At 64.7% G+C, this 15,605-nt stretch carries 9 protein-coding genes; 6 read left to right on the top strand and 3 right to left on the bottom strand.

Features of this window, described 5'->3' with window-relative positions; all coding sequences use genetic code 11:
* The first annotated feature begins 55 nt into the window (after nt 1–55).
* Together rsmI and Q0367_RS11890 are read left to right on the top strand one after the other, a co-directional pair.
* The gene (gene rsmI, locus Q0367_RS11895) at nt 56–733 is read left to right on the top strand and encodes a 16S rRNA (cytidine(1402)-2'-O)-methyltransferase (protein WP_297640739.1); all 678 of its coding nucleotides are present in this window, start codon (nt 56–58) and stop codon (nt 731–733) included.
* Nucleotides 734–866: 133 nt separating this feature from the next.
* A complete protein-coding gene (locus Q0367_RS11890; RefSeq protein ID WP_297640741.1) occupies nt 867–1,781 on the top strand; it encodes a patatin-like phospholipase family protein in 915 nt (304 codons plus the stop codon).
* Between the two features lie 211 nt (nt 1,782–1,992).
* Here Q0367_RS11890 and Q0367_RS11885 read toward each other — a convergent pair whose 3' ends face one another.
* Together Q0367_RS11885 and Q0367_RS11880 are read right to left on the bottom strand one after the other, a co-directional pair.
* On the bottom strand, nt 1,993–3,798 hold the full coding sequence (locus Q0367_RS11885) for an SLC13 family permease (RefSeq protein WP_363325863.1): 1,806 nt from the start codon (nt 3,796–3,798) through the stop codon (nt 1,993–1,995).
* 14 nt (nt 3,799–3,812) lie between these two features.
* The gene (locus Q0367_RS11880) at nt 3,813–6,560 is read right to left on the bottom strand and encodes an HAD-IC family P-type ATPase (RefSeq protein ID WP_298982452.1); all 2,748 of its coding nucleotides are present in this window, start codon (nt 6,558–6,560) and stop codon (nt 3,813–3,815) included.
* 330 nt (nt 6,561–6,890) lie between these two features.
* Here Q0367_RS11880 and Q0367_RS11875 point away from each other — a divergent pair, with 330 nt between their 5' ends.
* The 4 genes from Q0367_RS11875 to Q0367_RS11860 all read left to right on the top strand — a co-directional run bounded on the left by Q0367_RS11875 (nt 6,891) and on the right by Q0367_RS11860 (nt 13,341).
* On the top strand, nt 6,891–9,563 hold the full coding sequence (locus Q0367_RS11875) for a DNA translocase FtsK (RefSeq protein WP_298982449.1): 2,673 nt from the start codon (nt 6,891–6,893) through the stop codon (nt 9,561–9,563).
* Between the two features lie 29 nt (nt 9,564–9,592).
* Nucleotides 9,593–10,963 (top strand): dihydropyrimidinase, encoded by a 1,371-nt coding sequence (gene hydA, locus Q0367_RS11870; protein WP_298982447.1) that lies wholly within the window; start codon nt 9,593–9,595, stop codon nt 10,961–10,963.
* 44 nt (nt 10,964–11,007) lie between these two features.
* Complete coding sequence (gene murJ / locus Q0367_RS11865; protein WP_298982444.1) at nt 11,008–12,537, top strand: murein biosynthesis integral membrane protein MurJ; 1,530 nt, start codon at nt 11,008–11,010, stop codon at nt 12,535–12,537.
* A gap of 96 nt (nt 12,538–12,633) precedes the next feature.
* On the top strand, nt 12,634–13,341 hold the full coding sequence (locus Q0367_RS11860; RefSeq protein WP_298982442.1) for a Uma2 family endonuclease: 708 nt from the start codon (nt 12,634–12,636) through the stop codon (nt 13,339–13,341).
* A 4-nt stretch (nt 13,342–13,345) separates the two neighbouring features.
* Here Q0367_RS11860 and Q0367_RS11855 read toward each other — a convergent pair whose 3' ends face one another.
* Nucleotides 13,346–15,391 carry a hypothetical protein gene (locus Q0367_RS11855; protein ID WP_298982440.1) on the bottom strand — a complete coding sequence of 682 codons (2,046 nt, stop codon included), beginning with the start codon at nt 15,389–15,391 and terminating at the stop codon, nt 13,346–13,348.
* Nucleotides 15,392–15,605 lie beyond the last annotated feature (214 nt).

Below are 15,605 nucleotides of genomic sequence, written 5' to 3'. Positions count from 1 at the left end.
CCTGGAAATGATACCATGAGGCTGAACGTTTGCGTCCACGACAGAGTTTGTCACGATGCTGTACCTTGTTGCAACGCCGATCGGCAATCTAGGCGACATTACGCTGCGGGCATTGGAGACGCTGCGCAGCGTGGACTACATCGCCAGCGAGGACACGCGCACCACGGGCGTCCTCCTCAAACACTACGACATCCACAAGCCGCAGATCGCCTTCCACGAGCACAACGAAGCGCGCGCCGGCGAGCGCATCATCGGCCTGCTCAAGAGCGGCGCATCGGTGGCGCTGGTGACCGACGCCGGCACGCCGGGCATCTCCGATCCCGGCTATTCGTTGGTGCGTCGCGCCATTGAGGAAAAGCTGCCGGTGACGATGGTTCCGGGTCCGAGCGGGCTGATCATGGCGGTGGTGCTTTCCGGCTTGCCGCTGCATAGTTTCACCTTTCGGGGGTTCCCTCCACGTAAGAGCGGACAACGTCGCCGCTTTCTCGCCGTCGACAAAGATTCTCCGCACACCCTGATCTTCTACGAAAGCCCCTTTCGGCTGGCGGCCTTCCTCGAAGATGCGCTGGCCGTCTACGGCGATCGTCCTGCCGCGCTGGCGAACGATCTCACCAAGCTCTACGAGCACATCGAACGGGCGCCGCTGTCCGGGCTGTTGTCATTTGTTCAACAACAGGGTAAGCTTAAGGGCGAATACATCGTTGTGATCGCCGGGGCGCCGCAGACGGAATAGAGATTTCGATTCGCTTCAGCGCAGCCGCTCGTTCATCGAGGTGCATTCATGGGAAATCGCCTTTCAGGAAGCTCCAGGCTTTCTGGAAGGCGGGCTTGCTGCGTCATTTCTAGACACACAAAGGAGAAGGAGCATGATCGCATTCGTATTGAGCGGCGCAGGCAATCGCGGGCCGCTGCAGGTCGGCGCGGTGCGCGCGCTGCTGGAGGCAGGCATTGTTCCCGACATGATCGTGGGCACCTCGGCGGGCGCGCTCAACGGCAGCGTGCTGGCTGCGCATGGCCCGACGGTCGCCGTCACCGAGCACATGGAGAAGATGTGGGCTTCGGCGAGAGTCGAAGAGGTCTACCCTGAAAGCATTTTAGAGATTCTGTGGCGACTCAAAAGCAAGGCAAACAGCCTCTTCACCAGCGGCGGGATGCGCAGATTGCTGGCGCGGGCGCTGCCGCAGGGAGTCGTCTCCTTCGGTCAATGCAAGACCAGGCTCTACACCACCGCCACCGATCTGCGCACCAGCCGACTCTATGTCTTCGGCGATGCGGCGGATGCGCCGCTGCTTGACGCCGTGATGGCCAGCGCCACCATCCCGGCCGTTCATCCGCCGGTGAGTTACGCCGGCGCGCAACTGGTCGATGGCGGCGTCGTCGCCAATGTGCCGGTCAGCGTCGCCATTGACCGGGGCGCCACGACGATCTACGCCATCAACGCCGGCTACAATGAAACGACGCTGGACCCAGCCCAGGGCGTGGTTGAGATTCTCATGCGCACGCTGTCGACGATGCTGGCGCAGAATATCATCCAGGACATCGCCCGCGCCAAAGCCGACGACGCCGTCGATTTGCATCACATTCCGGTGCAGACCGATCCCGGGTTGTCCTTCTTTGATTTCAGCAAGGCGCGTCGGATGGTGGCGCAAGGATACGAGGCGGCGAAAGCGTACCTGGCCGCCCCCGCGCCGATGGCGCCGATGCCGTCCGCCGCCCCTGTGCCGGAACTGCCAGGAGCGACGCCCTTTACGCCGCCGTATTTGGAGAAGCTCTTCCTTTGACTTCCGGGTGAACGGAGGCCCTCACCCCCTGGCCCCCTCTCCCAAGGCTGGGAGAGGGGGAGATGAGAACGCCGTAGGTGTGGCTCCCAGCCACACATGCTCGGTGGGCGCAAGGTCTTGGGAAACCCGAGGGAGCGCAGTTCGTAGCTGCGCCTACAAGGCAGCCAGAATCAGAGGTTGTATTTTCACCCAACTACGCACCCTCTTGTGGTCAGTGAAGCGGCCACACCAGCAGGATCATAGGCGCGCCGACCGCAATCACCAGCAGCTCCAACGGGAGGCCGAGCCGCCAGTAGTCTCCGAAGCGGAAACCGCCCGGCCCCAGGATCAACGTGTTGTTCTGGTGGCCGATCGGCGTCAAAAAGGCGCACGACGCGCCCACGGCGACCGCCATCAACATCGGATCGACGCGCACGCCCAGTTGCTGCGCCGCGCCGATGGCGATGGGGCACATGACCGCCGCCGTGGCGGCGTTGTTCATGAAGTCCGAAAGCGTCATCGTGACGACCAGGATCACGACTAGAGCGACGACGGGGGAGCCTTGGGCAATGTTCTCCATCAAGGCGCGGGCGATCAGGTCGGCCGCGCCGGTGGCGGCGAAGGCGCCGGCCACCGGCAGCAGCGCCGCCAGCAGCACGATCACAGGCCAGTCGATGGCGTCGTAGATGCGGCGCAACGGGATCACGCCCAGGAGCATGGTCGCCAGCACACCGGCGGCGAAGGAGACCGCCGCGGGAATCAGGCCGAAGGCGGCGCCGGCGATCGCCGCCGCCATGATGGCGACGGCGGTCAACATCTGGCGTTTGTCCGGCAGGCGCAGCTCGCGTTCGGCCAGCGGCACGCACCCGGTGTCCGCCGCAAGCTGCGCAATATTGGCGGGCGCACCTTGAAGCAAGAGCACATCGCCGGCTTCCAGCAGCGTCGAGCGCAGGCGCCCGATGGAGTGGCGCCCGTAACGGGAGATGGCGAGCAGGTTGACGCCGTAGCGAGTGCGCAGACGGACATCGGCGGCGGAGCGCCCGACGAGCGTCGAGTTAGGCAAAACAGCCAGTTCGGCGAGAGCGATCTCCTCGGAGCGCACTGCTTTTCTGGAGCTTTTTCTGGCGTTCTCTTCGGTGATCGCCTCACGTTTATCTTCTTCCAGCTTGAGATCAAGGTCGGAAAGCGCGGCGGAGAGGGTTTCCGGCTCGGCCTCGATCACCAGAATGTCGCCGGCGCGTAGCTTTCGGTTGGGCTGCGGCGCAGGGATTTCCACCTCGTTGCGGATCAAGCCGACCACCTGCGCGTCGGCTTTTTCCAGCGACTTACCCAGCTCGTAGAGGTTCATGCCGACCGCCTTGCTTTTTTCCGGCACGCGCACCTCGGTGAGATAGGCGCTGGTTTCAAATCCTTCCAGATCGATGCGCTTGCGCGCCGGCACCAATCGCCAGCCGACCAGCGTGATGAAGAGGATGCCGGCGCCGGCGACCGCCAGCCCGACCGGCAGAAAGTCGAACATTGCGTAGCTGACGCCGTTGACTTCGGCGCGGAAGCCGGAGACGATCAGGTTGGGCGGCGTGCCGATCAGCGTCGTCATCCCGCCCAGGATCGAGCCGAAAGCCAGAGGCATGAGCATGCGCCCGGGCGGGAGCTTGTGTTGCGCAGCGACGTGAATGCCCACCGGCATCAGCAGCGCCAGCGCGCCGATGTTGTTCATGAAAGCCGAGAGCAGGGCGGCCAGCGAGGTCAGCAGAGCCATGGTCAGGATCGGCCCGGCGGCGGCAGGCAGGAGGCGCCGCGTTAACGCGTCGATGGCGCCGGACTGTTGCAGCCCGTGGCTGAGCACCAGCACACAGGCGACTGTGATCACGGCGGGATGGCCGAAACCGGCGAAGGCTTCCTCCGCAGGCACAAGGCCGGTGAAGACGCACGCCAACAGGGCGGCCAGCGCCACCACATCGTGGCGCCAGCGGCCCCAAAGGAAGAGCACGATCGTGGCGGCCAGGATCAAGAAGATTGTTGCCTGAGACTGCGTCACGTGCACCTCTGGCGTCAGATTGTCTGCGCTCTGCGATTCTGAATCCACTTGTAAATTTCCATCGCAAAGATTATGACGGAGGCGATCGCGCCGAAGGTCAGCCAGGTCTGCAAGGGCATGGATTGCGTGCGCAGCAGCTCCTGCAGCAGAGGCAGCTCGGTCGCCAGCACGTAGACGGCGAACGCAACGGCCATGCCGAGAATGAGCACGGGGTTGTTGCGCAGCGGCACGCGGAAGGCCGAGACCGTCTCGGAGCGGCAGCTCAGGACGTAGTAGAACTGCATCAGCACCAACAGCGTCAGCAGGTGATAGCGAATGGCTTCCATGTCCATGCCATTGTTCAGCATCACCAGCCAGGCGATGAAGCAGGTGACGCTCATGGTGATGCTGCTGACAAGCACCTGTTCGATCATCTTGCGGTTAATGATCCCTTCCGTGGGGCGACGCGGCGGCTCTTTCATGACGCCCTTCTCGCCGGCCTCAAAGGCGAGCGCCACGTCCTGAATGCCGTTCGTCACCAGGTTGAGCCAGAGAATCTGCGCAGGCAGCAGGGGCACAGGCGCGCCCGAGAGAACGAAGGCGCCGATCAGCAGCACCTGGGCGGCGCCGGTGGAGATGAGGAAGAGCGTCACCTTGCGCACGTTGGCGTAGGCGACGCGCCCTTCCTCGATGCCCGCCACGATCGAAGCGAAATTGTCATCGACGACGGTGATCAGCGCCGTCTCCTTGGCGATGTCAGTGCCGGAGCCCATCGCCACGCCGATGTGGGCGACGCGCAGCGCAGGCGCATCGTTGACGCCGTCGCCGGTGACCGCCACGAATTCGCCCATTTTGACCAGCGCATCGACGATGTACAGCTTCTGTTGGGGGGTGACGCGGGCGAAAACCAGCACATCTTTGATCGCCTCCTGGAATTTCGGCGTCCCGTAGGCGTCGAGTTGATCGAGCTCCTTGCCGGTGACCACCTGTTTCGCATCCTCGGCGATGCCCAGCTCGCGGGCAATCGCCAGCGCCGTCGAGGGGTGATCGCCGGTGATCATGATGACGCGCACGCCGGCCCCCTGCGCTTCCAGGACCGCCTGCCTCACTTCAGGGCGCAGCGGATCGATGAAGCCTACAAGGCCCAAGAGCGTGAGGTCGCGCAGATCGTCCTCCTTCAGCCCGTCGTCCCTGGCTGCATCCAGCGCGCCTGCTGCGACGGCGAGCACGCGATAGCCGCCTTCGGCGAGCGCGTGCGCCCGTTGGTGAATCTGCGCTTCATCCAGCGGCGCATCGCCATTGGCGGTGCGCATCGTCTTGCAGAAGGGGAGGATCGCTTCCACAGCCCCTTTCGCCGCCACAAACGGCTTCTGGTCGTTGAGGTAAGCTGTTGCGGCGTAGCGGCGCTCCGATTCAAAGGGAATGGCGCCTACGATGCGCACGCGCTTGCGCAGCTCCTCCGGGTTGCATCCGTATTTGTACGCCAGCGCCAGCAGGGCGACGTCCATGGCGTCGCCTGCGTGGCGCCACTCGCCGTCTTCGGGAATCAACGACGCCTCGTTGCAGACTACGCCGGCGATCACCAACGCATCGAGACGCCGGCGCAGGCTCTCATCCGGCGCCCTGTCATCGGCCGTGCGCACTTCGCCCTGATCGTTGTAGCCCTGGCCGGTCACGATGAGCGTCTCGCCGTCCGGCAACAGAATCTTTTTGACCGTCTGCTGATTGACCGTGAGCGTGCCCGTCTTGTCGCTGGCGATCGTCGTGCAGCTCCCCAGGCTTTCCACCGCCGCCAGCTTGCGCACAATGACGTTGCGCTTGGCCATGCGCGAGGCCGAGAGCGACAGCGCCACGGTGAGGGCCACCGGCAGCCCTTCCGGGATTGAGGCCACCGCCAGCGCAATGACCAGGAAGAACACATCGCGGAAGGGTTCGCCGCGGATCAACATCAACACGCCCAGGATGGCGGACGCGCCCAGGATAACGATGGCGATCTGTCGTGCGAACTGGTCCATGCGGATGAGCAGAGGCGGTTTCGCAGACTCGGTTTCCGTGATCGACTGGGCGATGCGCCCCACCTCCGTCTGCAGGCCGGTGGCGACGACAAAGCCGACGCCGCGGCCGGTCATCACCGTTGAGCCGGCGTAGGCCATATTATGGCGGTCGCTGACCGGGGTGTCCTCGTCGGTGGCGGCCACCTCTTTTTCCACCGCCACCGACTCGCCGGTCAAGAACGATTCGTCGATGGTCAGGTTGTTGACCTGCGCCAGGCGCAGGTCGGCCGGCACTTTGTCGCCCGATTCGATCACGATGACGTCGCCGGGAACCACCTCTTCGGCGGGCAGCCGCAGCATGCGACCTTCCCGGCGCACTTTGGCCTGAATTTTCAGCATGCTCTGGAGGGCGTGTGCCTGCTGTTCTGCACGCCATTCCTGCACCGTGCCGATCGAAGCGTTGAGCACCAGCACAATGAAGATGAAGGCGGCGTCTTTCAGATCGCCGATAAACAGAGAGACCACCCCCGCCACAAGCAAAATGTAAATCAGCGGGCTGGCGAACTGATGCAGGATCACCTGCCACAGCGCGGGCGGCTTGGGCGCAGGCAAGGTGTTTCTGCCATACTGTTGCAGCCGCTTTTCGGCCTCGGCGGGACTCAAACCCTCCAGGTCTGTCTCGAGGATCGTGCGCACTTCTTCGACGGAGAGCGCATGCCAGGGGGTGGCGCCGCTGTTTTTGTCGACCACGTCTTGATTTTTTGGGTCTTGTTTTTGTCGGACACTCATCTCAACTTACGCTCCTTTCACGCTTATGTCAGAATGTAAGCTGCGCCACGAGAGGGACTTCCGCCTATAGAAGCCTATTCCTTTGCGACGCAGGCCCCATTGGACGATCCAAGGAGGTGCAGAGGGTGTGTTCAGATGACTCTCTGCAGGCATTGCGAGCTTTCCGGCAAAACCCCATGGAAGCATTATATCTTGAAAAATGAAAAAGATATGCATTGGCGATTCCAGGCGCATCTGCGCTTGGGAGCATGTAAGCTTTTTTTGGCTTGTTGCGTCCCGTCCATCCATGGTATAATAAATCAGAACTTATGTTCGTCTTCCAGGCGCAAGATGGCGAGTAAATCAACCAGACGGAAGCGGTCGAATCGAAAACTGGGGCAAAGACGGCAACCGGGCGGCGGCGTTGAAGCGCTGGCCCGCTCGCTTTTTCGCGCGGAGGTCGGCGGCGCGCTGTTGGCGCTGCTGGCGGTCTTCACGCTGCTCAGTCTGTTGACCGCCAATCGCGGCCAGCTCACCGGCGGGTGGGTTGACTTCTTGCGTTCGCTTTTCGGCTGGGGCGCCTGGGGCGTTCCCCTTGTGTTGGGCATCTGGGGGCTGTGGATGGTGATCCGCGCCATTGACCAGATGCCCGATGTGCCCTGGCAGCGTCCCGCCGGCCTGGCGTTTCTGTTCTTCGCCTCGATCACCGCCATCTCGTTGCTCGTCGATCCGGAGCTGCGCGCCCAGATGGCGCAGCGAGGAGATGCGGGAGGGCTGGTCGGGAGGTTTCTGGCCGACGCCTTGCAGCAATCGGTCGGCGCAGCGGGCGCCTGGGCGTTTGTCACATTTCTTATGGTGACGGGCGTCTTTCTGCTGCTCGATCACCGGCTGCTCGAAGCCTGGCGGGCGCTGCAGGAGTGGAGCGCCCGGCGAGAGGTCGCTCGCACGCCGACGGCGGCGTTGCCGGGGCAGCCGATCACCCCCTTGCCCGGCGGCGACCTGCCATGGTGGAAGCGTCTGTTTGCGCCCTCCGCCCCCTCGGAGCGAAGCTTCGCGCCTCCTGAAGAGACGACGCTTGTGCGTCCGACGCCTCTGCGTCCTTCGCCCTCAGAGGCGAGCGCCCAGGAGCGCAATCTTGCGTCGAAGCCCGCCGCCTCTCGCCAAAGCGGGCCGAACCTGCCGTTGACCAAGCCGATCGGCGAGGGAGAGCTGCGACCGCCGCGCATCGTCGGCGGCGCACAGGAGTGGAAACTGCCGGCGCTGGACGCAATCCTCACCGACTACGACCGCGTCACCGACGACGACAATCACATCCGCATGCAGGGCCGCCTCATCCAGGAGACGCTGGCGCTTTTCGGCGTGCCCGCCGACTTCGAGGGCGCCTACAAGGGGCCGGCGGTGACGCAATATCTGATCAAGCCGGGCTACGTGGAGCGCAAGGTCGGCAATGAGGTGCAGCGCGTCAAGGTGAAGGTGGCCAAGATCGCCGCGCTCGCCAACGATCTGGCGCTGGCGCTGGCTGCGCCCAGCGTGCGCGTCGAGGCGCCGATCCCGGGCACAAACTACGTCGGCATCGAGGTGCCCAACCAGGCCAGCAACATCGTCGGCCTCAAAGAGCTGATGGAGAGCGAGGCCTTCGCCGAGAAAAAGCGCATCCTGCCGATCGCGCTGGGAGAGGACGTCAAAGGCCAGCCTATCATCACCGATCTGACGCGCATGCCGCACCTGCTGATTGCAGGCGCCACCGGCTCCGGCAAATCGGTCTGCATCAACTCGATCATCGCCTGTCTGTTGTTGACGCACACGCCCGACACGCTGCGCCTGCTGATGATCGACCCGAAGATGGTGGAGCTGAGCGTCTACAACGGCATCCCGCACCTGCTCAGCCCGGTCGTGACCGACGTGGACAAGGCCGCCGGCGTGCTCTTCTGGACGGTGAAGGAGATGGAGCGCCGCTATGCGCTCTTCTCCAAGGCCAACGCGCGCGACCTGGTGCGCTACAACGCCTATCTCGAAAAGAACGGCGAGAAACCGTTGCCCTACATCGTCGTGATCGTCGACGAGATGGCCGACCTCATGATGGCGGCGCCGGAAGAGGTGGAAAAACACATCTGCCGGCTGGCGCAGATGGCGCGCGCCGTGGGGATTCACCTAATCATCGCCACGCAGCGCCCTTCCGTTGACGTCATCACCGGCCTGATCAAGGCCAACTTCCCGGCGCGCATCGCTTTCGCCGTCAGCAGCCAGACCGACAGCCGCGTGATCCTCGACATCCCGGGCGCCGAACGACTGCTCGGCCGCGGCGACATGCTCTTCATGGCGCCGGACGCATCGAAGCTAGAGCGCATTCAGGGCGCCATGGTCACCGATGAGGAGATCGGGCGATTGGTCAACTACTGGCGCAGAATCCGCACGCTGGAAGGCGCAACGTTGCCGTCGCTTGACCTTTCTGAGGCCTCTGGACTGCGAGAGGCGACGTCGTCCAGCCCCGCTCCAGCGCCGGCGGCGCTGGAGCCGGCGCAGAAGCCGCCGGCGGACGGCCCAACTCGATCGGATCAACCGTCGCTCTTTGAGCAGATCGAGCAGCTGCGAGCAGTGGAGGCGCGCGATGAACTGTTCGACCTGGCCGTCGCCATCGTGCGCGAGCATGGCCGCGGCTCGGTCAACCTGTTGCAGCGCAAACTGCGCATCGGCTACACGCGCGCCGCGCGGCTGATCGAGCAGCTTCATGAAGCGGGCGTCCTCGGGCCGGACCTGGGCGGCGTGCGTGGGCGGGAGTATCTCGGCGAGCCGGGGAGCGCGCGGAGCCCGCTCCGCTATATCGACGCAGAGGCGCCCAAGGAAGGCGGGCGGCGATGGGATGAGGAGGCGGAGGACGATCTTGAGGACGCCGAGGCGCAGGGTGTGGACGATGCGCCGCCGTGGGAGGACGATGCGCCGGATGAACCGGATAATTTTGCAGACAACCATAAGCCAGCGCCTCCTGGCGGCCAGAAGCCTGCGCCGCCGACCATTTGGTTTTGAATGCGAGCAGAGAGGAATGGGTGTGAAGCATGTTTGACCTTGTGATCCGCAACGGGCTGTTGATCGAAGCCGATGGCGTGACGAAGGCCGACCTGGCGATCGACGGAGAGCAGATCGCCGCCGTCGGTCTTTCTTTGCAGGGGCGCCGCGAGATCGATGCGACCGATTGCTACGTCTTGCCAGGCGCCATCGACCCTCACGTGCACCTGCAGATGCCGCTGGCCGGCATGGTGAGCGCCGACGATTTCCGGACAGGCACGATCGCTGCGGCCTGCGGCGGCGTCACCACCATCATCGACTTCGTCGAGCCGAAGCCCGGGCAGTCGATGCTCGAGGCGCTGGCGTTGCGTCAGGAAGAAGCCAAAAACAAGGTCGCCATCGACTATGGCCTGCACATGACCATTCCCACCTGGCACGCCAATGCGGCGGATGGATTGAAGGAAGTTCCGGCCGTCGTCGAAGCCGGCTGCCTGAGTTTCAAAATGTATCAGGCGTACGAGGGCATGATGTTGGACGACGTGGCGCTCCTGCGCGCGTTGACTGCAGTCGGCGAGGCGGGCGGGCGCACGGTGCTGCACAGCGAGACCGGCCCTGTGCTCGACTATCTGCGCGCCGAGGCGCTCGCCGAAGGGCACGTCGAGCCGATCTGGCACGCCTATACGCGGCCGGCGCCGTTGGAGGCCTCCGCCGTCCATCGCGCGGCCGAGCTGGCCGACCTGGCCAGCTGTCCGCTCTACATCTTTCACGTCGGCTGTCAGGAAAGCGTCGAGGCGATCCTGCAGGCGCGCAGCCGACGCATCGACATCTGGGGAGAAACCTGCCCACAGTACCTGCTGCTCAACGCCGAGGAGCATCTTGGAGGGCCGAACGGCGCGCTGTACGTCTGCGCGCCGCCGCTGCGCTCGGTCGAAGACAACCGCGCCATGTGGCACGCGCTGGCCCAGGATGCGCTGCAAGTGGTGAGCACCGACCACTGCCCCTGGACGTTCGAGGAGAAACAGCAGCCCGACTTCACGCGCATCCCCGGCGGCGTGCCCAGCATCGAGGCTCGCCTGTCGTTGGTGCATCATTTCGGCGTCAACCAGGGGCTGCTGACGCTGGAGCGCTGGGTGGAGGTCTGCTCGACCAATGCGGCGCGCTGGATGGGGTTAACGCGCAAAGGTCGGCTCGCCCCTGGCTATGACGCCGACATTGTGATTTTCGACCCCGCGCGCATCAAAAAAATTACGCCGGCGACGCTGCACGAAGCCGCCGGTTGGACGCCCTACGACGGCATGGAGGTGTGCGGCTGGCCGCGCACGGTTCTGTTGCGCGGCAAAGTCATCGTCGAGGATGAGCAGTACGTGGGCGCACCAGGAGACGGGCGTTTCATTCCACGACGTCCGTCTGCGCTGTCCTGAGCGTCCCAGGCTGTCCGTCACCTTCGCTGCATTGGGTGTTCATCTTGGCTGACGCGCGCTTTCTTTTCCGCTCCTCCATCCTGGTGATAGCCTTTTACGGCCTCAGTCGGCTGACCGGCTTCGTCAAGCTGCTCCTGATGACGCGGCTGTTCGGGATCGGCGAAGAGGCGGACGCCTTCGCCGCGGCCTATCAGTTGCCGGAGCTGCTGGTGACGATGTTGGCGGGCGGCGCCGTGGCGGCGGCGTTCATCCCGGTCTACACGGCGCAGCTGGCCTCGAAAAACCGCCGGCGCGCCGAACGGCTGGCGAACACGGTGGTGACGCTCACAGTCGTGGGGATGGGGATCGTCACCGGGCTCGTCTTCTACAGCGCGCCCTGGGTGACGACGCATCTTTTGACGCCGGGCTTCCCGCCGGCGCAACAACAGTTGACCGCCGACCTGGTGCGCATTCTGATGGCGGCGATGTGGGTCTATGCGATCGGGAGCATCTACGCCAGCATCTTGCAGTCGCACAATCATTTTCTGGCGCCCGCGCTCGGCACCGTGCTCATCGACGTCGGTCAGATCGTTGGGGTGTTGGCGCTTTCGGCCTATCTGGGCATACTCAGCGCAGCGTGGGGACTGGTGGCCGGCGCCCTCTTGATCCTGGCGGTGGAAGCCCCCTTCCTATGGCGGTTGGGCGTCCGCCCACGGCCTGCGCTGGCTTTGCGCAGCAAAGGGATGCGCGAGCTGGCGCATCTGTTCTGGCCGCGGCTGGTGACGATGGGCGCCATCCAGGCCGCCGACCTGATCGTCGTGCGGCTGGCCTCTGGGCTGCCGACGGGCAGCATGTCCGCCTATTTTTATGCGGTGTTGATCATGGCCTACATGCCGCGCGGCCTCTTCGCACAGGCCATCGCCACGGTGATCTTCCCGACCATGGCCCGCCAGTACAACGGTCGAGATCTCCGGGGCCTGCAGCACACCGTGACCGGCGGCCTGCGCGCAGCGCTTTCTCTGGTCGTCCCCTCGGCCGTGGGCATCCTGGCCTTGGGCATGCCGGCCATGCACTTCCTCTTTCCCGGCGAGGCGCTCGATGGGGAGGCGCTGGCGATGGTCTTTGCGCTGGTCGCCATTCTCAGCGTGCGGCTGATCGGCGATTCCTGCGTCGACATCCTCTCCCTGGCTTTCTACGCCCGCCATGACACGCGCACGCCGATGATCGCCAGCGTGCTCTGGATGCTGGCGGTGTTGGCGCTCAGCCTGCTGTTGGTGGGGCCGCTGGGCGTCTATGGGCTGGCGTGGGCCTCTTCGCTCGCTTCCGCCGGGCTGGCGCTGGCCTATTTCTACGGCGTGAGCAGGCGCTTCCACAGCATCGCCGGCGGCGAACTGGCGCGCACGCTGGGGCGCATCGTCGCCGCGGCGCTGGCGATGGCGCTCACCGTGCGCTTCCTGGGCCAGATGCACCTGCCGGAGACGCTGTTCGTCGTCGTCGGCATTGGCGTCGGCGCAGGCGTCTATGCGCTCGTCTACGTGGCGCTCGGCGAACGGGAAATTTTCCAATTACTGCGGCGCACGCCGGAGCGAGTGTAGCAGCGAGGAGTGCACAGATAAGTTTACGCGAAAATCATCTCGTGGTACATTGGGGGGCGTACACCAGAGCCACGAGGTGACGAAAGGAGGCCGGGCATGGCTGTTCAGACGCTCGAGCGAGGCCGAGAAACTTTTTCTCAAGATGTCCCGCCGCTGATGGCGGGCGACCGTCTGTCGCGCGCGGAGTTTGAACGCCGCTATCGATGCCAACCCCCCATCAAGAAAGCAGAATTGATCGAAGGAGTGGTGTATACGCCGTCGCCGGTCACGTTCGCCGGTCACGCCGATCCCCGCCATCGGCTCGTCACCTGGACCGGCGTCTACCTGGCTGCCACCCCGGGCGTGCAGGGCGGCGACAACGCCACTGTGCGTCTCGACAACCTCAACGAAGTGCAGCCCGACATTCTGCTGCGCCTCGAACCCGCTCTGGGCGGACGTTCACGCATCGACGAAGACGATTTCATTGCAGGCGCTCCGGAGCTCATCATCGAAGTCGCCGCCACCAGCGCCAACTATGACATGCACGACAAAAAGCGCGCCTACGCTCGCAGCGGCGTGGCCGAATATCTGGTCGTGTTGACCTGGGAAAAGGCGGTTCACTGGTTTGTTTTGCGCGCGGGAGAGTACGTCGAGTTGACGCCCGGCGAGGACGGCGTCTTGCGCAGCGAAATCTTCCCCGGCCTCTGGCTCGACGTCGCCGCGTTGTGGCGCCAGGATTTGCCCGGACTGCTGGCGACGCTGCAGCAGGGGCTCCAGAGCGAGGCGCACGCCGCTTTTGTCGAACGGTTGCGAACGACTGCCTGATTTTTTATCGCCGGATCGTTCCTCGCATCAGCCAGGGCATGCCCCATCCGGCGCGGTCGGCGGCGTCATCCCCCGCAGGGCCGGGATCCGTCTCTAGGATCAGGTCGATGCGCCGGCCTCGATAGTCGTCGAGCGGGATCCATGCCTCCAGCCACTCGCGGTCGGCCGGATCGACCGGGGTGGCGTGTCGCTCCCACAGAGTTCGCTCGCCTTCGGCGGTGCGCACGCGCACGATGAAGGTCACGCCGTCGCCGCCCCAGCCCCACGCCTGCGGGTCGAGCGCCGGGCTGAGCCAGAGAAAGCTGCGCTCTTTCGGAACATCCAGGGGAATTGCGATCTGCGCGGGCGCATGGGCGAAGATCACAGGACGAGCGTCGCCCGTGTGCGGCATGATGAATTCGGTGAGCATGACGCGTTCGCAGCCCACCGGCTCTGCGCAGATGGGCGCGTCGGGCGTCACGGTCGCCTGGGGCAGCAGCTCGGTGAGATCGAGCAGCCGAAAGCGGGCGTAGCGTTCGCGCTGCGCAGCGTCGGGCGTCAGCAGGGTGTAGGCGTGGTTGACGCCCACCCAGAACAGCGCATAGCTCCCGGCGAAGAGCAGCCCGACGACCAACATCTGGCGCAGCGTCCACGCCGTGCGTAGAGAGGGCGCGCCATCGATCACCAGAAACCAGGCGCAGACGCCCCACAGCGCCAACGGCGGGCCGGCGATGGCGAAGAGATCCCAGTCCTGGGGCCGCGGCAGATCGTTTTGAAAGGTAAAGAAATAGAGTAGCAGGCCGACGGCGGCGCCCATGAGCACAAGCAGTTTGCGCGTGGAGTCGGCCGCTGTGAAGTTGCGCTGCGTTTCGGGCGGGCGGTTTGACTCGCGAGGCGACGCTTCGGCTCTCCGACGTTGGCGCCAGTCCTGCACCATTTTGAATGCTGCGATTGCGCCGCCTCCGATCCAGAAAGGCCACAGCGGCGCAATCAGCCACAAATTTTGCAGCGCGTCGGAAAGTTGCGCCGGCGCCACCGCCTGCGCCGGCGTCCAGAAGAGTTGGGAATCGCCGGCGAAGCCGCCGTCAAGCGCAGGCCATGGAACCTTCAGCAGCCCCATTGTCAAAACGGTCAACGCAGGGACGACGGCGCCGCTCACGGCCAATACAGCGACTTGGCGCGGCCACTGCGCGCGACGCAAGAGGGGCGCCAGCGCAGTCAACGCAAACGTCGCCTGAGGATGGAAGCTCACCGCCGCGCCGGCGACCAGGCCCACGGCCCACAGCGGCGCGCGGCCGTTCAGATGTCCGATGGCCAGCGCAAGCGCAGCAAGCGCCAGGGCGGTGGACCCGCTGTAGTTCTCCACGTGCCCAAACCAGAGCAGGCTCGCCCCGCTTGCCCACAGCGCCCAGACGATGGCGATGCGACGCCAGAGCTTCGTAGACAGCCAATGCGCCAGCGTCCAGGCTGCGACGACGAAGACTCCCCCCGCGAGCACGCTGGCCAGGGCGACGGCCTCCTCCGGCCCCCAGCCGAGCGGCTGCACCGCCGCCGTCATGCCGTACTCCACCAGGCTGTTGAGCGGCTCTTTCCAGACGTAGGGGTTTTCGTTCAACGGCGTGTGCGTCAACAGGTCGAGCTTGTAGAGCGCATCGCCGTGCGGGGTGCGTTCGCGAAAGAGCCAGAAGGCGAGCATGAGGAGAGGCGTGACCGGCCAGAGCGAGATGGCGACGCGCTCCAGAGCGCAGGTCAGCTGCGCTTCATGGCGTCGCCATTGTGCGTAGGCGAAGGGCGTCGCCGCCGCCGCCACCAGCGCGCCGGCCGCCCAGCGCAGACCAACCGGAACAAACTCCAGAAACGCAAAGGCCCACCATTCATAGAAGCCGAAGGTGCGTCCGCCCGCCGTGACCAGCAAGGCGGCGCAGGCCAGCCCCACCAGCACAGGCGGCAGGGCGGAGGGCGTCTGCGCAGAATCCGCCTCTGCGCGCCGGTGCACTTGACGGTCGTCCTGGCCCCGTGCGCCGGAGAAGGCTGCGTTTTCGCCTTGTTTTTCTCCTTTTGCCGCTTCCATCTCTTTCATTGTTGCATCAACGCCTCTGCTTACATCCTCGACAGTTTTGGGCAATCGCTGGACTCTGCGCTACAGTAGGCGACGTCGCAGGCGTTAAACCGTCAGAGCGCATCGATAACGCTGTGACGGACGGTAGTCCATCGTAGCATCGGTCGCGTCTGCAGGCAACTGTGGATGCGCTATGCGCAGAGTTGGAGAAGTGCAGAGTAGAAAT

The organism is uncultured Caldilinea sp. (genome assembly GCF_937128415.1).
Lineage (GTDB): Bacteria > Chloroflexota > Anaerolineae > Caldilineales > Caldilineaceae > Caldilinea.
The sequence above is the reverse complement of the archived record's forward strand: the minus strand, read 5'-3'. Positions and strand labels throughout refer to the sequence as shown.

Bases quoted from the DNA above. Each gene is read 5' to 3' on its own strand.
- rsmI (WP_297640739.1), top strand. From the start codon at position 56: ATGCTGTACCTTGTTGCAACGCCGATCGGCAATCTAGGCGACATTACG.
- Q0367_RS11890 (WP_297640741.1), top strand. From the start codon at position 867: ATGATCGCATTCGTATTGAGCGGCGCAGGCAATCGCGGGCCGCTGCAG.
- Q0367_RS11880 (WP_298982452.1), bottom strand. From the start codon at position 6,560: ATGAGTGTCCGACAAAAACAAGACCCAAAAAATCAAGACGTGGTCGAC.
- Q0367_RS11875 (WP_298982449.1), top strand. From the start codon at position 6,891: ATGGCGAGTAAATCAACCAGACGGAAGCGGTCGAATCGAAAACTGGGG.
- hydA (WP_298982447.1), top strand. From the start codon at position 9,593: ATGTTTGACCTTGTGATCCGCAACGGGCTGTTGATCGAAGCCGATGGC.
- Q0367_RS11860 (WP_298982442.1), top strand. From the start codon at position 12,634: ATGGCTGTTCAGACGCTCGAGCGAGGCCGAGAAACTTTTTCTCAAGAT.
- Q0367_RS11855 (WP_298982440.1), bottom strand. From the start codon at position 15,391: ATGGAAGCGGCAAAAGGAGAAAAACAAGGCGAAAACGCAGCCTTCTCC.